The organism is Streptomyces marispadix (genome assembly GCF_022524345.1).
GTDB lineage: Bacteria > Actinomycetota > Actinomycetes > Streptomycetales > Streptomycetaceae > Streptomyces > Streptomyces marispadix.
Map to the genome: position 1 here is coordinate 6,261,938 of NZ_JAKWJU010000002.1, position 20,565 is coordinate 6,282,502.

Genomic DNA, 20,565 nt, shown 5'->3' on the forward strand with positions numbered 1-20,565 from the left:
GGCCCATGCGGCCCATGCGGCGCATGCGCCCATAGGGACCCGCACGGCGGCGACACGGCCGCCTCAGGCGTGCTCGGTGTGCTCCCCGCCCGCGCCGAACAGGCGTACCTCGCGCTCCAACTCCGCGATCCGGTCGGAGAGTTCGGGCGCCCCGAAGGGCTCACGCTCACGCAGCATCATCTCGATCTGCACAAGCCGCTCGGTGATCGCCGCGAGCTGTTCAGCGCCGCCCCTTCCCGCGCCCATGCCTTGCCGCTGTACGCCCTGGCCCTCGGACCAGGTGCCCTCCAGCGGTCCCTCGGCCGCGGCGGCGCCGCCCTGGGGGCCGCGGGGTGAGTGCTCGGCGACCAGGAGACGGCGCAACTGCTCGGCCTGGACGGCCAGTTGCCGGTTCTTGCGGTCCAGGTCGAGGAACACGTTGACCTTCGTACGCAGCACCCACGGGTCGATGGGCTTGGAGAGGAAGTCGGCGGCGCCCAGCGCATACCCGCGGTAGGCGTAGTCGGCGTCCACGTCCGTACCCGTCAGCAGGATGATCGGGACGTCCTTGGTCTGGTCGAGGCGCTTGATGTTGCTCGCCGTCTCGAAGCCGTCCATTCCCGGCATCAGCACGTCCAGCAGGACCACGGCGAAGTCCTGCCGCAGCATCGCCTTCAGCGCCTCCTCGCCGGAGCGTGCGGTCACCAACTGCTGGTCCAGCGGCCCCAGTACGGCCTCGAGCGCGACGAGGTTCTCCTCCATGTCGTCGACGATGAGGATGCTCGACCTGTCGGGTACCGGCGCGCTCATCTCGTCCGCCCCGTGGGTCCGGCGGCCGGGCCCGCGCCGTCGGTGCCGTAGGTGCCGGTGCCGGGTGAGCCGGGGGGTGCGGGTGAGCCCTGTGTGCCCGGGGCCTCCGGGGTGCCGGTGGTGCCCGGTGCCGGCGGGGCAGCGGCCCCGGCTCCGTTCCCCGCGGCGTTATCTCCGCGGTCCCGGGCCAGCAGGTCGTACATGGCCTGAAGCAGTTCGTCCAGGTCGACGGGCTTGGCCACATAGAAGTCGGCGCCGCTGTCGAGCGCCTTCTGGCTGTCGCCGGACATCGCCTTCGCAGTGAGCGCGATGACGGGCAGACCCGCCAGACGCGGAGTGCGCCGGATGCTCTGGATCGCCTCGTAGCCGTTCATCTCCGGCATCATGATGTCCATCAGGACCAGCGACACCTCGGGGGAGCGGTCCAGTACGTCCAGGCCCTCGCGGCCGTTCTCGGCGTACTTCACGGAGATGCCCACCCGCCCCAGTACGTGGGTGAGCGCGAAGACGTTCCGGATGTCGTCGTCGACGATGAGCACGTGCGTGCCCGCGAGGACCTGGCCCATCGGCCCGCTCAGCCACTGCTTGAGCTGCGTCGTCTCGGGCCAGGCGTCGTGAGCGCCCTCGGCGTGCCGCGTCTCGGTGCCCGCGGCCCGTTCCGGACCGACCGGCTCGACCTGGGGTGATGCCGTCCCGGGCGGGGCGGCACGGCCCGGTGCGGGCGCCGGTTCGGAAGTCTCCGGCCAGGTCGCCGCCGTGGTTCCGCCCTGCCGCGTCCCCTTCGGCGCACGCTCGGGCGGCGGCTCCGGCCGCGCGGGGGCTCCGGTCCCGGCGGCTTCGGGCGCCGGGGCGCCCGGGGGACCCGTCGGAGCGCCCGGCTCCGGCGTCCTCGCGGCACCCGCGGGTCCGAGAGGCTCCGCCTCCGGCAGCGCGACGGGTGGCGGCTCGGCCGCGACTGCGCGGTCGGTGGCCCGCCCGCGTCCGGCGACCGCCGCGGCTCCCGTCGAGGGCTGGGGCTCGGTCGGCATGATGGCACCCGGGTAGACGGCCGGGATGTAGAGCGTGAACCGTGAGCCCACGCCCTCCTCGCTCTCGACGTCGATGCGGCCGCCCAGTAGCCCGGCGATCTCGCGGCTGATGGACAGCCCCAGCCCCGTACCGCCGTAGCGCCGGCTCGTCGTCCCGTCCGACTGCTGGAACGCCTCGAAGATCACCGAAAGTTTCTCCTGCGGAATGCCGCTGCCCGTGTCCTTCACCGAGAATGCGAGCACCGACTCGGCGTCGCGCAGCGTCGGTTCGGAGAACTGCATGTCGGTCGGCCGCTCCACGCGAAGCTCCACACCGCCGGTGGAGGTGAACTTCACCGCGTTGGACAGCAGGTTGCGCAGCACCTGCTGGATGCGCTGCTCGTCGGAGTACAGCTCGCGCGGCACGTTCTCGCCCACCGCGATCTCGAAGCCCAGACCTCGGTCGATGGTCATCGGCCGGAACGTCGCGTGCACGTAGTCCAGCAGCTTCGTCAGCGGCAGCCTGCGCGGCCGCACGTCCATCCGCCCGGCCTCGACCTTCGACAGATCCAGGATGTCGTTGATGAGCTGGAGCAGGTCCGAGCCGGAGCGGTAGATGGTCGTGGCGAAGTCGACCTCCTGATCGGAGAGCCGCCCGTCGGGGTTGTCGGCCAGCAGCCGCGCCAGGATCAGCAGGGAGTTCAGCGGCGTGCGCAGCTCGTGCGACATGTTCGCCAGGAACTCCGACTTGTACTGAGAGGACGTGGCGAGCAGCGCCGCCTTCTCCTCCAACTCGGCGTTGGTGCGCTGGAGTTCGTCGGAGCGCTGACGCAGTTCCTTCGTCAGCCGCTGGGACTCCGAAAGCAGCACCTCCGTACGGGCGTTGGCCAGGATGGTGTTGATGGAGACGCCGATGGTGTGGACGAACTGGTCGATGAACGTCAGATAGATCTCGTTGAACTTGCTGAACGAGGCGACCTCGATCACGCCGAGCGCCCTGTCCTCGAAGAGGATCGGCAGGATGAGGATGTTCGCCGCGGGCGCCGAGCCCAGCCCCGACTCGACCCTCACATAGTCCGTCGGTGCGTCCTCGATGAGGATGCGCTTCTTCTCCGCGACCGCCTGCGAGATCAGTCCGCGCAGCGGGGAGGAGGGCGAGCCGGGCGCATCGCCGCCGCTCGTGCCGTAGCCGGCGATGAACTCCAGCTCCTCGCCCGGCTTTCCACCCGAGCCGACCAGGAAGAACGCCCCTGCCTGCGCGTTCACCAGCGGCGTCAGCTCCCGCAGGATCAGATCGGCGACCTCCACGAGATCGCGCTGGCCCTGCATCAGTCCGGCGATGCGGGTCAGGTTGGACTCCAGCCAGTCCTTGGTACGGGTGGTCTCACGCAGGTTGGCCACCATCACGTTGATGTTGTCCTTCAGTTCGGCGACCTCGCCGCGTGCGTCGACCGAGATGGAACGGGACATGTCGCCCTGGGTGACGGCGCTGGCGACCTCGGCGATCGCACGGACCTGCGTCGTCAGGTTCAGGGCGAGTTCGTTGACGCTGGTGGTCAGGCCCTTCCAGGTGCCGTAGACGCCTTCGACCCGTGCCTGACCGCCCAACTGGCCCTCGCTGCCGACCTCGCGGGCGACGCGGGTCACCTCGGAGGAGAACGAGGAGAGCGTGTCGACCATGGTGTTGAGGGTCGTCTTCAGCTCCAGGAACTCTCCGCGTGCGTCGACGTCGATCTTCTTGGAGAGGTCTCCGTTGGCGACGGCCGTGGCGACCTGGGCGATGTTGCGCACCTGCGAAGTCAGGTTCGTCGTCATGAAGTTGACGTTGTCGGTGAGGTCCTTCCACACGCCGGAAACGCCGTGCACCTGGGCCCGGCCGCCCAGGTTGCCCTCCGTGCCGACCTCGCGGGAGACGCGCGTGACCTCGTCGGAGAACGCGCGGAGCTGGCGGACCATCGTGTTCACGGTGTCCTTCAGCTCCAGGATCTCCCCGCGTGCGTCGACGTCGATCTTCTTGGAGAGGTCTCCGTTGGCGACGGCCGTGGTCACCTGGGCGATGCTGCGCACCTGTGAAGTCAGGTTCAGCGCCATGGAGTTGACGCTGTCGGTGAGGTCCTTCCACACGCCCGAGACCCCGCGCACCTGCGCCTGCCTGCCGAGGTTGCCTTCGGTGCCGACCTCGCGTGCGACGCGGGTGACCTCGTCCGCGAAGTCCGAGAGCTGGTCGACCATCGTGTTGAGCGTGGTCTTGAGCTGGAGGATCTCGCCCTTGGCGTCGACGGTGATCTTCTGGCTGAGGTCGCCCTCGGCGACTGCCGTGGCGACCTGGGCGATGCTGCGTACCTGTGAAGTGAGGTTGGACGCCATGAGGTTGACGTTGTCGGTGAGGTCCCGCCACACGCCGGAGACGTCCCGTACCTCGGCTTGTCCGCCGAGGTTGCCTTCGGTGCCGACTTCGCGTGCGACGCGGGTGACTTCGTCGGCGAACGCGGAGAGCTGGTCGACCGTCGAGTTGACGGTGCCCATGAGCTGGAGGATCTCGCCCTTGGCGTCGACGGTGATCTTCTGGCTGAGGTCGCCCTGAGCGACCGCGGCCGACACCTGGGCGATGTTCCGTACCTGTGAAGTGAGGTTGGACGCCATGAGGTTGACGTTGTCGGTGAGGTCCCGCCAGGCCCCGGACAGGCCCCGCACTTCGGCTTGTCCGCCGAGGTTGCCTTCGGTGCCGACTTCGCGTGCGACGCGGGTGACTTCGTCGGCGAACGCGGAGAGCTGGTCGACCATCGTGTTCACGGTGAGCTTCAGATCCAGCAGCTCACCCGAGGTCTCCACCATCACCTTCTGCGAGAGATCGCCGCGGGCCACGGCCGTCGTCACGCCTGCGATGTCCCGGACCTGCCCGGTGAGGCGTTCGGCCATGACGTTGATGGCTTCTGCGACCCGGCGCCAGTCGCCCGAGAGTTCCCCTACGTCCGCACGCCCGCCGAGGTTGCCCTCGGTGCCGACCTCGCGTGCGACCCTCGTGATCTCCCCGGTGAACATGGAGAGCTGATCCACGAGGCGGTTCAGGCCGTCGTCGAGACGGCCGAGGTCCCCGTTGCGCCCCCGCCTGCCGTCGTACCGCTCGACGTGCTGGGTGAGATCGCCGTCGGCGACCGACTCCAGTACCCGGGTCGCAGTCGTCACGGGCGTCGCGAGGGAGTCGACGAGCTGGTTCAACTCGTCGACGTTGGTGGCCCAGGAGCCCTGGCCCGGGCTCGCCGAGGCCCGCTCGTCGAGCCGGCCCTCCTTGGCCACTTCACGTCGTATTCGCCGCAGCTCTGAGGCCAGGTGTTCGTTGCGCGCGGCTATCTGGTCGAACGCCCCGGCGATCTCGCCAAGGACTCCCTCGCTCCCGGCAGGGGCACGCACCGAGAAATCGCCGTCACTCAACGAACGCATGGCCCCCAGCAAGGGGCGCAGCTCAGCCTCGCGCACCGACCGGCCCTGGGGGTCGTCCATGGCATCCCATCCCAACCATCCTGGATGTATGGCTTTATCCTATTGTAGAGGCTTTATCGCTGTGACATCCGAGTCAGGAGAGGCTTGTGCGACTGCCGTCCGCCGGCCTGAGCGATTCCGCGTCGCGGAGGGCCCTGCCCACGAGTCAGCTCGCACCATCCACTGCTCGTGCGCTCGTACGTTCCGAGATCGAGAAGTGGGCACGAGCGAGCGCTACGCCGGGGCGGCTGACCGCACGGCTGGCCGAGGACGCCGAACTCCTCGTCAGCGAACTCGCCACCAACGCCCTCATGCACGCCGGGACCCTGATCGAGGTCGCCTGCGGCGTCGAGACGGAACCGGCGTCGGCCGGGGCCTCCGGCGCCACGCCCCGCCCCACGTCGGGCGCGGGGTCCCCTGCACCTGACCGCGACGCCGCGGACACGGGTACCGGCGGCGAGCGGGGAGGGGAAGAGAGCGAGGGCCGAGGCAGGGCCGAAGGCGGCGACGAGGCCGGGCCGGGCTGGGCCACCACGCCGGACCGGAGGCCCGTCGACATCACGGCCGTACTGGTGGAGGTGACCGACCGGCAGCCCACCGGCCGGGTCACCGGAGACTCCTCCGCACGCCGCGGGGGCCGCGGGCTCGGGCTTCAGATCGTCGGCGCCCTCTCCGAGTCATGGGGCGTGACGTACCGGCGTACGGAGAAGGTCGTGTGGTTCCGGCTGGCTCTGTCCGAGATGGTGCCCAAGCCGTCGGGCTCGCTGAGCGAGGCCATGCACCGGGAGCTGGACGCCGCGGAGATCTTCTCCTCCTCGCCCAGGGCCGACCAGCGCCGCAGCGCCGAGTGGGCCGACCACGGCGGGGCGTTCCTGGCCGAGGCCAGCGAGCTGCTCTCCGGACAGCTCGACGAGGACATGGTCGCGGCGCTGGCCGGGCAGTTGCTGGTGCCCCGGCTGGCGGACTGGGTCGCCGTATGGCTGACCACCGAGGCCGGTGCGATGCGCCTCTCCCGCGTATGGCACGTCGACGAGCGCAAGGTGGACGCGCTCCGCTTCGCCTTGGAGCCGGAGCCGCCGCCCGCGAATCTGCGCACCGTGGGAATCCCCTGGCCATGGCCGGAGAGCGCGGACCAGTCGGGGCGCGGCGGTGCGGCGCTGGCCTTCTCCCTGGTCTCCGGCGGCACCTGCCTGGGATCGCTGGTGATCGGACGCGCGGGCCCCACGGAGATGACCGGCTCGGTGGCCCGAACGGTGGAGGACGTGGCCCGGCGGGTGGCACAGGCGGTGGTCACGGCCCGCCAGTACACGCGGCAGACCAGCATCAGCCGGGCCTTGCAGCGCAGACAGCTTCCGCCGTCGCTGGCCAGCCTGCCGGGCGTGGAGACCGCGATCGTCTACGAGCCGCACGCCATGGGGCAGACCGTCGGCGGCGACTTCTACGACCTCTTCCCCATGAGCGACACCCGCTGGTCGTTCCTGCTCGGCGACGTACAGGGCAAGGACCCGGAGGCGATGTCCGTCACCGGGCTGACCCGTCATCTGGTGCGGCTGCTCGCCCGTGAGGGCCACGGTGTGGAGTCCGTGCTGAGCAGGCTGAACGGGGCCATGGCGGAGGAGGGCGCCGAGGCCGTGGCCGTCGGCGGGGAGAGCGCTCAGCCGCGCTTCCTGAGCCTCGTCTACGGGGAGCTGGAGCCCCACCCCAACGCGGGCGGCGCACGATGCACCATCGCCAGCGCCGGGCATCCGCCGCCGCTGAAGCTGTCGCAGGACGGCAGCGTGATGGCGGTGGTGGAGTCGCAGATGCTGCTCGGCATCGACGAGGGCACCGACTTCACCGCCTACGACTTCGAGCTGGCGCCGGGGGAGACCCTGCTGTGCGTCACCGACGGCGTCACCGAACGGCGCAGCGGGCAGCGGCAGTTGGACGACGACGACGGCCTGGCGGAGATCTTCGCGGGCTGCGTCGGCATGGGGGCGATGGCGGTGGCGGAGCGAGTGCGTCAGGCGGCGCACGACTTCGGGCCCGAGCCGGTGGAGGACGACCTGGCGATCCTGGTGCTGCACGCGGTGGTGAGCTGAGCCCCCGGGCCGCCGAGCCGACCTGATGCCGGGCAACGAGCGCCGCGTGCACGGGCATCCGCGGCGCGCTCCCCGCGGACCCGGAGCCGGGACGTCACGCATGCCGAGCACCGGGAACGGCGGCGTCAGGGAATGATGCCCGCCCGCCGCGCCGCCACCACCGTCTCCAGCCGGGTGTGCGTGCCCAACTTCCGCATCGCGGACCGCAGATACGCCTTCACCGTCTCCGGCCTGAGCCCCGTACGGGCCGCGACCGCGGCGTTGGTGCCGCCTCCCGCGACGCACGAGACGACGTCGACCTCCCGCGGGGTGAGCGAGACCGTCTCCGCCGCCCGGCCGGCACGGGCCGTGCCGGGGCCGCACGCGGAGGCCAACCGCCCGCAGGCGTCGAGGAGTTCCTGCCGCAGCTCGCCCTCCGGCACACGGTTGGCGAGGGTACGCAGCTCGGCGTGCGCCTCGCGCACCTCCTCCCACGCACGCGGGTCGCCGACGGCGGTCTGCTGGGTCTCCATCAGCCGCTGCGCCTCCTCCCGTACGGCGAGCGTCTGTTCCAGCTCCCGTACGGCGTCGGCGGCGGTGTCCATGGCACGGTCGCCCAGCGCGAGCGACTCCCGCAGCGCCGCGTACACCACGCCCCGCACCCGGCGGCGCACCACCACGGGCACCGCCAGCACCGAGCGCAGCCCTTCGGCCGCGACGGCGGCGTCGTACTCGTGGCTGATCACGCGTGAGGAGCGGTAGTCGGTGACGGACGCGGGTCTCGCGAGGGCGACGGCCTTGCCGCCGAGACCGTTGCCCGGTGCGATGGCCAGGCCCCGCAGCGCCTGGGTCGTCGTACCGGTCAACTCCGTGATGCGGAATCCGCGGCCCTCTCCGGTCATTCCCGCGAAGGCCACCGGGATCTCCGTCGTCCGGCGCAGCCTGGCCAGTGCGGCGCGTATGGCGCCGGACTCGGCCGGATCCGTCATGGCAGTCCCCTCTCGCGCTCTCCGCGCGACCTCACCCCCGTTCGGGGGTGGTGAGGCGCAGATCACTACCAGACGATGCTAAAGCCATGGCACGAGGAGAAGGAGGTCCCGGTGACCGGAGAATCGACGGCGCTCTCGTACGCGAGCGGGACCGGCACCACGCCGCTGCTCGGCGAGACCATCGGAAGCAACCTGGACCGCACCGCGGCCGCCCACCCCGACCGTGAGGTCCTCGTGGACGTCCGCGAGGGCAGGCGCTGGACATATGCCCAGTTCGTGGCGGATGTCGACCAGTTGGCGCGGGGACTGCTGGCGCGTGGCGTCGGCAAGGGCGACCGGGTGGGCATCTGGGCGGTCAACTGCCCGGAGTGGCTGCTCGTTCAGTACGCGACGGCACGCATCGGCGCGGTGATGGTCAACATCAATCCGGCATACCGTACGCATGAACTGGCCTATGTACTGCGTCAGTCGGGCGTACGTCTCCTCATCGCGTCCACGGAGTACAAGACGAGCGACTACCGCGCCATGGCACGCGAAGTGGCCGGTGAATGCCCGCAGTTGCTGGAGACCGTCCACATCGGCACCCCGTACTGGGAGGTGCTGACCAACGCGGGCGCGGAGATCAGCGACGAGCAACTGCGCGCCGCGGAGGCCGTGCTGAGCTGCGACGACCCGGTGAACATCCAGTACACCTCCGGGACCACGGGCTTCCCCAAGGGCGCGACGCTCTCACATCACAACATCCTCAACAACGGCTATTTCGTAGGGGAGTTGCTGGGCTACACCGAGCAGGACAGGGTGTGTCTGCCGGTGCCCTTCTACCACTGCTTCGGGATGGTGATGGGCAATCTCGCCGCCACCAGCCACGGCGCGTGCGTCGTCATCCCCGCCCCCAGCTTCGAACCGGCCGCGGCGCTCCATGCCGTGCAGGAGGAGCGCTGCACCTCGCTGTACGGCGTGCCGACGATGTTCATCGCCGAGCTCGGGCTGCCCGACTTCCCCTCCTACGACCTCGGTTCGCTCCGCACGGGCATCATGGCGGGCTCGCCGTGCCCGGTGGAGGTCATGAAGCGCGTCGTCGCGGAGATGCACATGGAGGAGGTGGCGATCTGCTACGGCATGACCGAGACGTCGCCGGTCTCCACCCAGACGCGTACGGACGACGACGTGGAGCGGCGCACGGAGACCGTCGGCAGGGTGCTGCCGCATCTGGAGGTGAAGATCGTCGACCCGGGCAGCGGCGTGACGCTGCCGCGCGGCGAACCCGGCGAACTGTGCACCCGCGGCTACTCGGTGATGCTCGGCTACTGGGAGGACGAGGAGCAGACGTCGCAGGTCATCGACCCGAGCCGCTGGATGCACACCGGTGATCTCGCGGTGATGCGCGAGGACGGCTACGTCGCCATCACCGGACGCATCAAGGACATGATCATCCGCGGTGGTGAGAACGTCTACCCGCGTGAGATCGAGGAGTTCCTCTACACCCACCCCAAGATCTCCGACGTGCAGGTGGTGGGAGTGCCCGACGAGCGCTTCGGCGAGGAGATCCTGGCCTGCGTCATCCCGATCGACCACGCCGATCCCCCCGAGCAGGAGGAGATCGCCGCGTACTGCCAGGGGCGGCTCGCGCACTACAAGATCCCGCGCTATCTGCGGGTGATGACGGAGTTCCCCATGACGGTGAGCGGCAAGGTGCGCAAGGTCGAGCTGCGGCGGCAGGCGATGGAGGAAGCGGGGGCCGTGCCGGGGCTGCTGCTGTAGCGCGTCCGCCGGTGCGGTGTCGGTGTGCGGTGCGTGCGTTGCGGTGCCGGGGCATCGTCTGCAAGAGACTCAACTCCGCTGTAGCAGCAGCCGGGTTGGGCTGCCTGGATGGGTCTCAGTTTCCTGTCGCCGGTGATCCAGCCGTTCTCCGTAACGCGATCGAGGACGGGTACACCGTGCCTTTCGGCGAGCGGTCGTTTCGCTGTGCCCGTCGCTCACCTACACGCTCACGACCGGCGGTTCGGCGGGCGCGCTCGCCGCGCTGATCTCCGCTCGGGTCCGGCGTGCCCGTTCCCCGCGGCGGATGCGGGCTCGACGGCGGAGACCGCCGCCGCACTGGACGCCTCGGGTGATCGACCGGGAGGCACGGACGACCGGGTCCCCGGACCCGGGGGCGGAAGGCTCGCTGACCGGGGGTCCAACTCGTCTGCTTTCCAAGTCTGTTGACCGGACCGCCGGTAGGTTCTGCGGGCCGGCCCGCCCCGAGGTGCCCGTGCGTCCGCGGCTACGGCGGATACGACGGCACCCAGGGCGGGGGATTTCGATGAGGTGACGACGCCGAAGTCTCCGCCCTCGTCCCGTCCGACCAGGGAACAGGTCACGCCGACCGGTCTGAGCGGGCCGCTGCCCTGGGTTAACTCCAGGTAATAGTTGCGGGCGCCGTCTTGACCCGCGCTGGCTGGGGTTCGTAGCGTGCCCATGCTTCGCAATAATGACGCACCTTCATTATAGTGATGAGACTCGGAGCCGCGACCAGGCGATCGAAGCGGGGGAGGTCAGGCGTGAGACGCCGATTCGGGGGACAGGTGCACCCGGCCGCCTTCATTTGCGGCAGGCCCGGCTTCGCCGAGTGTCGTCGGCGCGCAGCCTCGTGGATCGCGGTCCTGGATCGGGCGTACCCCCGGCACACCACACGATTCCGTGTCGTAAAGCGCGTCGTGCCAAGTGAGTTGGCCAGGGGATGGAACGGCCAGGCCGACCCGTGCGGGAAGCGACGATGCACGGCTTCGAACTCCGTCAAGCGCAACAAACCCACGAACCGGCGCTGAACGCGCGGCGGTCGAGGAAAGGAAGACGAATGGCAGGACGTCATGGCCGTCAACCGGCGGCGATTCGCCGCGTTTTGTCCAGATACGCCACCAAGCGCAGCGGCTTTGTCATCGCGGGTGCCTTCGTTGCGAGTCTCGCGGCCGCCGGGACGGCGGCCGCGGACGACTCCGGACCCGGGGCCAACTCGAGCGCGAGTTCTCCGGACTCGAGTACGAGTGCTCAGGGGAGCGTCCGATCGAGCACCAAGGCGACCCCCGGGAACCCAGGCGGCGCGAGCGCACAGCAGACGCGCACGGGCGGGGTGACCGCACATGACGCACCGAGGTCGAGCAACACCCAGATATCCGTCCGGGACAACGGGGACGGGACGAGGACGCTGACCAGCCAGCACAGTACCCACCGCTTCTCCTCGCCGGATCGGAAACCCGCGGGGGGACCGGAATCACCGGTCGGCGATGGTCCGGCATCGTCGCTCGGCGACGCGCTCTCCGGAGCGGCTGCGTCGTTGTCGGACGCTCCGGCTCCGGCTCCGGCTCCGGCGAATGACCGTCCGGCTCCGCCGCCTGCACCGGCTCCGGCACCGGCTGATGCTCCGCCACCGGCACCGGCTGATGCTCCGGCTCCGCCGCCCGCACCGGAACCGGCCGCTGATGCTCCGGCTCCGCCGCCTGCACCGGCTCCGGCACCGGCTGATGCTCCGCCACCGGCACCGGCTGATGCTCCGGCTCCGCCGCCCGCACCGGAACCGGCCGCTGATGCTCCGGCTCCGCCGCCTGCACCGGCTCCGGCACCGGCTGATGCTCCGCCACCGGCACCGGCTGACGCTCCGGCTCCGCCGCCCGCACCCGCCCCCGCACCGGCCGCCGATGCTCCGGCTCCGCCGCCCGCTGGCGCTCCGGCTCCGGTTGCCGAGCCCGAGCGTCACGCAGCCGACGGCCTCCCGGCGGCCGAGGCTCCGGCTCCGGCGCCTCCGGCTTCGGGGCCTGACGGCCCGGCTCCGGCACCGGCTGATGCTCCGCCACCGGCACCGGCTGATGCTCCGGCTCCGCCGCCCGCTCCGGCACCGGCACCGGCCGCCGATGCTCCGGCACCGCCGCCCGCACCCGCACCGGGGCCTGCTGGTCCCCCGCCGGGTGGTGGGGTTCCGGCTGCGGCACCCGCGGGTCCGCCGCCCGCACGTGCCAGTGACACTCCGGCCCCGGCTGCTCCGGCCCCGGCTGCTCCGACGCCTGCTGGTCCTCCGCCTCCCCCCGCTCCGGCGCCCGTCGCGGAGCCTGAGCGTCACGCGGCGGACGGTCTTCCGGCCGCCCCGGCACCGGCTCCCGTTCCAGCGCCTGCGGGCCCGGGGCCGGGGGCTGTGGCTCCCCCGCCGGGGGCTGTCGCGCCGACCGACCTCGGTGGTCTGCTCGGGGCCCCGCCTGCTCCCGCTCCGGCGCCCGTCGCGGAGCCCGAGCGTCACGCGGCGGACGGTCTTCCGGCCGCCCCGGCACCGGCTCCCGTTCCAGCGCCTGCGGGCCCGGGGGCTGTGGCTCCCCCGCCGGGGACTGTCGCGCCGACCGACCTCGGTGGTCTGCTCGGGGCCCCGCCTGCTCCGGCTCCGGCGCCCGTCGCGGAGCCCGAGCGTCACGCGGCGGACGGCCTTCCGGCCGCCCCGGCACCGGCGGAGCCGGGCCCGCTGCCTACGGCTCCGGGAAACATCCCCGATCAGGATTATCAGCGGGGGCCGGACGTCCTCGCGCCGACGTCCGAGGTGCCCGGGGTGGACGCCTACAAGCTTCCGCCGAATCCCGAGGGGAGCGCCACTTCCCCGTATTCGGCCAGTGTGTACCTGCCTGGCCATGTCGTCCCGCCCAGTGCGGGCCCCCTGCCCGAAGCCAGTTCGGACAACGGGCTGTTGAGCGCGTGGCACCCCAATATCAAGGGCCAGACGATGAGCATCCCCGTGAAGGAAGCGCCCACGTACGAGCCGACATACCGCGGGGGCAGCATCAAAACGCCGGGCAAACTCGGTTCCATCGACGTCTCCGTGGACCAGAGTTACCAGATTCGAGCGGTCGGGATGGAACCGGTGGAATCACAGCAGATGGTCACGCCGGACGGTCGCCCCGTCACGCGGGTCAACTACGAGTATCAGTACGAGGTTCGAAAGCGGACCGTAGGAACTGTGCAGGGCATCCACGGCTGGGGCGAGTCGGACTGGAAGCGCGTCTCGGCGGACGAGGTCGCCAACCTTGTCAGGAACGACAGAGTGGCGGCAGCGAATCTGCCCGGCAGGGAAGGGACATGACCGCCCGCCTTACGGCCCGAGCTGTCCGGTAGGCGCTCACTGAAGGGGGAGAAGTGCTTCTGGCCCGAGCGGTCAGAAGCACTTCTCGCCTCGTCACGGGCGCACGTGCTCGGCTCAGGGCTTGCGGGAACGCGCTGTCGACCGCAGTGATGCCGAACGTGGCGCGGTGAACTCCCCGTTGCTGTACGGCTTGTGGGGCTCCGCGCACCAGGGCGCGGCGTGCGACTGCTGGGCCGCACTACCGGCGGCTCTTCGCCGGCGCCCGGAGACCGGAAGGCAGGGACGCGACCGGTGAGCGTGGGTGCAACCGCTGTGGGTGAGGAGGTCGCGCCCGCTGCCGGCCGGTCCCGGCTCAGCGTCCGAACAGCGGCTCCAGCCGGGCGGCCGTCTCCCTGAGCGCCTCGCGCAGCGCCAGCACCTCCTCGCGCGACACCACGAAGGTGACGGTCGAGATGCTTACCGCGGCGGCCACTTGGTGCCCCGCTGTGCGTACGGGCACGGCGAGGCAGCGGACGTTGGCCTCGTTCTCCTCCTCGTCCAGCGCGTAGCCCTGTTCCCTTACCCGCGCCAGCTCCTCGTCCAGTGCGGCACGTGTGGTGATCGTCGCGCGGGTGCGGGACTCCAGGCCGACGCGTTCCACGAGGCCGTCGAGTGCGCCGGCGGAGAAGCCGGAGAGGACGCACTTGCCGATGGCCGTCGAGTGCAGGGGCTGATGCATGCCCACCCTTGAGGCCATGGCGAAGGGCTGGTCGCCCTCGACCTTGTGCGTGTAGACGATGCGGTCGCCGCTGCGCACCCCGACGTGGACGGTCTGGCGCACCTCCTTTTGAAGTTCGGTGAGTATGCGCTCGATTCCTCCGCCGCTGCCGGAACCGGTGACCGCGGCGCCCAGGGCGCGCATCGCGGGCCCGATTCCATAGCTGCCGCCTTCGTGTGCGACCGCCCAGCCCTCCTCGGTCAGTACGCGCAGCAGCCGGTGAGCGGTCGGCTTCGACAGCTCGGCCGAGGCCGCGAGCCCGGCGAGCGGGGCGGGCGTCTGCGACGAGCACAGCGCGTCGATCAGCCGGAGCAGCCGCCGCGGACCTGCGCCGTCGCCCTTCGGGGCGTCACCGCCGGGGGACGGATCGCGGGAGGTCGGGTCGGCCGAAGTCATTGACACCACCAGGCACTCTCCATAGGTTGCCGCCTGATTCTAGTTCCCGGAACTGCGTTCCGCGAGACGGAAAGCCAAGGTTTTCCGCGGTGGGGCGGACGACGTGAGGAGGCCGAAATGACTGCCCAGGCAGACGTGCGAAACCTCTCGGACGTCGCCGCCAGACACGTACTGGCCAGGCACGGAACGGACACCGGCCGCCGTACGGGATGGCTGATGATCTCCACGATCCTCATCGAGGCGTGGGACCTGTATGCCATCTCCTTCCTCCTGCTCTTCGTCAAGGAGGACCTGCACCCCAGCGCGAGCATGCTCGGGCTGGCCTCGGCCGCCGTACAGCTCGGGGCGCTCATAGGCGCGGTCTGCGGAGGCTGGTTCGCCGACAGGTTCGGGCGGCGGAAGGTCTTCATCACCACGATGGTGCTGTTCGTGATCCTCGCGCTGGCCCAGGCGTTCGCCACCAGCATGTGGGAGCTGGTGATCATCCGCTTCCTGCTGGGACTGCCGCTGGGGAGCGACATCTCCACCGGCTACACGTACATCATGGAGACGATGCCCAAGGGCAAGCGGGAAGTGATGGGCAACCGCTGGCAGGGCATGTTCGGCCTCGGCGAGATCGCCGCGATCGCCGTCATCACCGTGATGTACCTCAGCGGCATGGACCACAGCCTGCTGTGGCGCGTCGGTCTCGCTCTGGGCGCCGTGCCCGCACTCGTCCTGCTCATCGGCCGCCTGGACGTGCCGGACACCGCGCTGTGGCTCATCCAGCGCGGAAAGTTCAAGCAGGCCAAGGCAGTCGCGAAGAAGATGTTCGACGACGACCTGCCGATGCTGCCCGACGAGGACTTCACGATGGAGCGCCCGCGCACCCGTGACTTCCTCGCCGGCATCCGCGGGGACCCGGTGCGCAGGCGCGCCAGTGTCTTCGCGTGGATATCGAACGCCATGCAGGGCGCGGAGTTCGCCGCCTTCGCGTTCTATCTGCCGGTGATCCTGGTGCTCACCGGCGTCTCGGGGATCGGCGCGACGAACTTCATCACCGGGGGGATCTACGTCATCGCCACCGTGAGCGGATTCGTGGCGCCCGTCGTCACCCCGAAGCTGGGCCATCGCGGCGTCGCACGCTGGGGATTCGGCATGTCCTTCCTCTCCCTGCTGCTGGCCGCGCTCTTCCTCCACCTCGACTGGAAGCCGCTGGTGCCCCTCGCCGCTGCGGGCCTGATGTGGGGCCACTACTGGGCGGCGTCCAACGGCATGACCATCGCGTCGATGGTCGCGCCCAGCCGCTACAAGGCGACCGCCTCCGGCTTCGGATACATCTTCGTGAAGCTCGCCGCGTTCGTGACGATCTTCTTCTTCCCGGTCCTCTTCGAGGAGTTGGGGGTCCCGCTGGCCACCGTCATCGTCTCGGTGCTGTCGCTGACCGGCTATCTCGCCGCGACGTATGTGCTGCCCGAGGTGTACGGCTACGTGGAGCAGGAGGACGAAGCCGCGGGCGACCCGGCGGGCGGCTCCACGGGGGCCGACGCGGGCGGTGGCATGGGCGCCGGCACCGTGGACGCGGCCGCGGGCAGGGCGGGCGCCGCCAAGTCCCGTGCCGAGGAGGGCCCTTGAGCGCGCACGGCGAAGTGCGCCGCATTCTGCACCTGGGCCTGGGCAATTTCCACCGAGCCCATCAGGCCGCGTACACCCAGGACGCGGGAGCCCACGGCGGCCCCTGGGAGATCACGGGGGTCGCCTCCCACTCCCGGGGCGTCGTGGAGGCCCTGCACCGCCAGGGGATGCGCTACCACGTCCTCACCCTCGCGCCCGGCAGCACGGAAGTACGCCAAGTCGCAAGCATCACGGACGCGTTCGTGGCCGCCGACGAACCGCTGCGCGCGGTAGAGGAGATCGCCGACCCCCGGACTCGTGTCGTCTCGCTGACGGTCACCGAGAAGGGGTACGGCATCAGCCCCCTGACCCGGCGTCTCGATCTCGACGCACCGGACGTACGGGCCGACCTGGAAGGGGGAGCGCCGCCGCGCAGCACCGTCGGGCGCCTCGCCGCCGGGCTGCTGCGCCGCGCACAGCGGCAGGCCGCCCCGGTCACGGTGCTGAGCTGCGACAACATCACCGCCAACGGAGCCACGCTCGCCGGGCTGCTGCGCGACTTCGCCGAGGCGATGCCGGGGCCCGGCGGGGCCGAACTGCTGGCCTTCCTCGACGGGTCGGTGGCCTGCCCGGACACCATGGTCGACCGCATCGTCCCGGCCACCACGGACGCCCATCGGCGGATGGCGGCCGAAGCCGGGCGACGGGACCAAGTGCCAGTGCCCGCCGAGCCGTTCTCGATGTGGGTGATGAGCGACCGCTTCCCGGGGGGACGCCCGGCATGGGAGAAGGCCGGTGCCGTGATGACGGACCGCGTGCACGACTACGAGACCGTCAAGGTCCGTCTGCTCAACGGCAGTCACTCGCTGCTGGCCTATCTGGGGCTGCTCACCGGGCGGGCCCTGATCGCCGAGGCCGCCGCCGACCCCGTCGTCGCGCGGGCGGTGCGTCGTCTCGGCGACGAGTACGAGCCCACGCTCACCCTCCCCGAGGGCTTCGAACTCCCCGCCTACCGCGCGGAGTTGGACATGCGTTTCGCCAACCGGCGACTGGCGCACCGCACCGTGCAGGTCGGTGCCGACGGCTCGCTCAAGCTCGCCCAGCGTGTGCCCGAACCCGCGCTGTGGCACCTGGAGCGCGGCCGGGTCCCGGCGGCGCTGGCGCTGACCGTAGCGGCATGGCTGTGCTGCACCGCGTACCCGGAGCGCCTGGAGGCGGACCGTACCGGAGTACCCGCCGAACCCGCCGGGGAGCGGATACGCGAACTGGCCGCCCGGGCCGGCACCTCGGGCGGTCCGGCGCGACGGGCACGGCGTCTCGCACACGCCGTGCTGGCCGACGAGGCGGTGCTGGGCCAACGACTCGGCCGCCACGGGGAGTTCACGGACGCCGTCGCCGCGCTGCTGGAGACGCTGGAGGCCGGGGGAGTCACGGAGGCGGTCCGCGCGGCCTGCGATACGCCGGACTGGCAGGGCAATTGAGCGGTGACAGGGCAGTGGAGCGGTGCCAGGGCAGTTGAGCGGTGACAGCAGTGGAGCGGGAGCTGACGGAGCGGTGGAGCAGAAGATGACAGAGCGATAGAGCAGCAGTCGCCGGGAAGCAGGGGCGAGGCCGCAGAGCGGCGGAGAGGAGGTGCGTGGTGCGGGCCGTTGTCGTGCACGGTGCGGGCGATCTGCGCGTCGAGGAACGCGCCGCTCCACGCCCGCGGCCCGGCGAGGTACTCGTCGCGATGACCCACGGCGGCGTCTGCGGCTCGGATCTGCACTACTACCGCGAGGGCGCCGTCGGTTCGTTCGCCGTACGCGAGCCGCTGACCCTCGGTCACGAGGTCGTGGGGAGAGTCGCCGAGGACCCCACGGGGACGCTGCCGCCCGGCACGCCCGTAGCCGTGCATCCGGGCACCTCGTGCGGCTCATGCCGGGAGTGCCGGAAGGGGCATCCCCAAGTCTGCCGGGACGCACGCTACTTGGGGTCGGCGGCCACGTTCCCGCACACCCAGGGCGGGTTCACCGGCCGACTCGCCGTGCCTGCCGGTCGTCTGCGCACCCTGCCCCCTCGGCTGCCGCTCTCCCGGGCCGTGCTGGCCGAGCCTCTCGCCGTCGCCCTGCACGCCCTGCGCCGTGCGGGCGGCGTGACCGGTGCGCGTGTGCTCGTCAACGGTGCCGGGCCGATCGGTGCGCTGACCGCCGGAGCCGCCAGGGCGGGCGGCGCCGAGGAGGTGTGGGCGGGCGACGTACTGGAGCCGCAGTTGCACATCGCCGAACTCGCCGGTGCGCACACGACCGTGCGGATCGGCAGGGACACGCTGCCGCCCGAGCACTTCGACGTGGTGATCGAGGCGTCGGGTGCGCCCGCCGCACCGGCGACGGTGATGGACGCGGTGGCCCGGCGCGGAGTGATCGTCCAGCTCGGCTCGCCGCCCGCGGAACCGGTACGCATACCCTTCGCGCCGCTCGTGGCGAAGGAGATCGCGGTGCGCGGCACGTTCCGCTTCGAGGGCGAACTCGGCGCCGCCGTCGCCATGTTGGCCTCGTCCGACCATCTGGAGTCGGTCGTCACCCGTACCTTCCCGCTGGAGGAGGCGGTGGAGGCGATGCGGACCGCTGCCGACCCCGCCGTACCCGGGAAGGTCGTCCTCCTCCTCGATGAGGAGACCGGCACGGACTCCGGTCCAGGCGACACCGCCGTTGCGTCTGCGTCCGCGACGAGCGATTCCCCCTCGACGGCACGGCCCAGCACGGCAACCACTCGCCCGCGCACGGAAGTTACGACCGCGAGCCCCGGCAGCACGACCGGCATCACACGGAGAGCAGCACCATGACCCGACTCGAACGGCGAATCCCGCGACCCAAGGACCTCGCCCCCCTGCTGCGGCTGAAGACCCGGCCAAGGGGCGCCGTTGAGCGCAGGCTCGCAAGCGCCCATACCATCTGGGACCTGCGCCGCATCGCCCGGCGCCGCACCCCCGCGGGGCCGTTCGACTACACCGACGGCGCCGCCGACGGCGAGGTCGGAGTGCGCCGGGCCCGGGAGGCCTTCGAGGACCTGGAGTTCCGTCCCGGCGTACTGCGGAACGTCGAGCACGCCGACACCTCCACGACCGTCCTCGGCCGTACTTCGGCGCTGCCGTTCGGCCTCGCCCCGACCGGATTCACACGCATGATGCACTCCGCCGGCGAACGTGCCGTCGTCGCGGCCGCCGAGCGGGCCGGCATCCCGTATGCGCTGTCCACGGTGGGCACCACCTCGATCGAGCAGGTCGCCGAGACGGCCCCCTCGGCGCGCAAGTGGTTCCAGCTCTATCTGTGGAAGGACCGCGACCTCTCCCGCGAGCTGGTGGCCAACGCGAAGGCCGCCGGATACGAGGCGCTGGTCGTCACCGTCGACGTCCCCGTCAACGGCAACCGCCTGCGTGATCTTCGCAACGGCATGACGATCCCGCCCCAGTTGACGCTCAGAACGTTCCTCGACGCCTCCTACCGCTGGGAGTGGTGGCTGAACTTCCTCACCACCGAGCCGTACACCTTCGCCTTCGACAAGGGCGGTCACGGTGCGCTCACCGACCTCGTCAGCAAGCTCTACGACCCGACCGTCACCTTCGGCGACCTGGAGTGGATAAGGGAGGAGTGGGACGGCCCGATCCTGGTGAAGGGCATCCAGACCGTACGGGACGCGGAAGCCGTCATGGACCACGGCGCGGACGGCGTGATCGTCTCCAACCACGGCGGGCGCCAGCTCGACCGCGCGCCGGTGCCGCTGCATCTGCTTCCCCGTATCGCCGAGGCGGTGGGGGAGCGGGGCACCGTCATGCTGGACACCGGGATCATGAACGGAGGCGACATCGTGGCGGCGCTGGCGCTGGGCGCGGACCTCGCGCTCGTGGGCCGTGCGTATCTCTACGGCCTGATGGCCGGAGGCGAGGCGGGCGTGGCACGGGCGATCGCCATTCTCGCCGCCGAGGTCGAGCGCACGATGAAGCTGCTCGGAGTCACCGCTGTCGGCGAACTCGGCCCCGAACACGTGCGGTTGATGACGCGGCGAGGTCCCGTCGCGGTCGACGCCGAGAGCTGAGCAGGGACGCGGAGGGAGGCGGGGGAGAGCCGGGAAGCCAGGGGTAGCGCCGGGGCGGCGCCGGAGTGCGGCGGCGACGCGGCCCCGGCCGCTGGTCGGTCGCCCGGTCCGGTCGCCTTCCCCGCCACGTCCGGCCGTCCGGCCGTCCGCCGACCCCTCGCCGGTCACGGCCGTACGGGTCTGGTGGCGGCCGTCCATCTGTGGAAGCGTGATCGCGACGCCGCCGACGGGGACAACGCCGCACACCGCACACCGCTCCCGGCACGCGCAGTCCGCGTACTGCTCGCGACTCGCGCCTGCCGACCGCGGTGCCGTGCGGGCGCGC

General features: G+C 71.0%; 11 protein-coding genes. 7 read left to right on the forward strand and 4 right to left on the reverse strand.

Annotated features, from left to right (window positions below):
* Positions 1-63 precede the first annotated feature (63 nt).
* Both MMA15_RS26030 and MMA15_RS26035 read right to left on the reverse strand, forming a co-directional pair.
* Positions 64-789, reverse strand: a complete 726-nt coding sequence (locus MMA15_RS26030; protein ID WP_241062598.1) for a response regulator — start codon at positions 787-789, stop codon at positions 64-66.
* Positions 786-5,297, reverse strand: a complete 4,512-nt coding sequence (locus MMA15_RS26035) for a HAMP domain-containing protein (RefSeq protein ID WP_241062599.1) — start codon at positions 5,295-5,297, stop codon at positions 786-788. Before MMA15_RS26035 ends, MMA15_RS26030 begins: the two co-directional genes overlap by 4 nt.
* 86 nt (positions 5,298-5,383) lie before the next feature.
* Here MMA15_RS26035 and MMA15_RS26040 point away from each other — a divergent pair, with 86 nt between their 5' ends.
* A complete protein-coding gene (locus MMA15_RS26040) occupies positions 5,384-7,357 on the forward strand; it encodes an ATP-binding SpoIIE family protein phosphatase (protein ID WP_241062600.1) in 1,974 nt (657 codons plus the stop codon).
* Between the two features lie 125 nt (positions 7,358-7,482).
* Here MMA15_RS26040 and MMA15_RS26045 read toward each other — a convergent pair whose 3' ends face one another.
* Entirely contained in the window at positions 7,483-8,325 is an 843-nt protein-coding gene (locus MMA15_RS26045) for a helix-turn-helix transcriptional regulator (RefSeq protein ID WP_241062601.1), read from the reverse strand.
* A gap of 111 nt (positions 8,326-8,436) precedes the next feature.
* On the opposite strand from MMA15_RS26045, the gene MMA15_RS26050 reads away from it, so the two are divergent.
* Both MMA15_RS26050 and MMA15_RS26055 read left to right on the forward strand, forming a co-directional pair.
* Positions 8,437-10,086, forward strand: a complete 1,650-nt coding sequence (locus MMA15_RS26050; RefSeq protein ID WP_241062602.1) for an AMP-binding protein — start codon at positions 8,437-8,439, stop codon at positions 10,084-10,086.
* Positions 10,087-12,895: 2,809 nt separating this feature from the next.
* Positions 12,896-13,423, forward strand: a complete 528-nt coding sequence (locus MMA15_RS26055; RefSeq protein WP_241062603.1) for a hypothetical protein — start codon at positions 12,896-12,898, stop codon at positions 13,421-13,423.
* A gap of 352 nt (positions 13,424-13,775) precedes the next feature.
* Here the strand turns inward: MMA15_RS26055 and MMA15_RS26060 are convergent, their stop codons facing one another.
* Positions 13,776-14,576 carry an IclR family transcriptional regulator gene (locus MMA15_RS26060; protein ID WP_241063510.1) on the reverse strand — a complete coding sequence of 267 codons (801 nt, stop codon included), beginning with the start codon at positions 14,574-14,576 and terminating at the stop codon, positions 13,776-13,778.
* A gap of 117 nt (positions 14,577-14,693) precedes the next feature.
* Between MMA15_RS26060 and MMA15_RS26065 the strand changes: the two genes are divergently transcribed.
* The 4 genes from MMA15_RS26065 to MMA15_RS26080 all read left to right on the forward strand — a co-directional run bounded on the left by MMA15_RS26065 (position 14,694) and on the right by MMA15_RS26080 (position 20,240).
* Positions 14,694-16,190: an MFS transporter gene (locus MMA15_RS26065; RefSeq protein WP_241062604.1), complete on the forward strand. Its 1,497-nt coding sequence runs from the start codon at positions 14,694-14,696 to the stop codon at positions 16,188-16,190.
* The gene (locus MMA15_RS26070; protein WP_241062605.1) at positions 16,187-17,650 is read left to right on the forward strand and encodes a mannitol dehydrogenase family protein; all 1,464 of its coding nucleotides are present in this window, start codon (positions 16,187-16,189) and stop codon (positions 17,648-17,650) included. The genes MMA15_RS26065 and MMA15_RS26070 overlap by 4 nt, the downstream gene beginning before the upstream one ends.
* A 158-nt stretch (positions 17,651-17,808) precedes the next feature.
* Complete coding sequence (locus MMA15_RS26075) at positions 17,809-18,990, forward strand: L-idonate 5-dehydrogenase (RefSeq protein ID WP_241062606.1); 1,182 nt, start codon at positions 17,809-17,811, stop codon at positions 18,988-18,990.
* Positions 18,987-20,240 carry an alpha-hydroxy acid oxidase gene (locus tag MMA15_RS26080; RefSeq protein WP_241062607.1) on the forward strand — a complete coding sequence of 418 codons (1,254 nt, stop codon included), beginning with the start codon at positions 18,987-18,989 and terminating at the stop codon, positions 20,238-20,240. The genes MMA15_RS26075 and MMA15_RS26080 overlap by 4 nt, the downstream gene beginning before the upstream one ends.
* Positions 20,241-20,565: the final 325 nt, after the last annotated feature.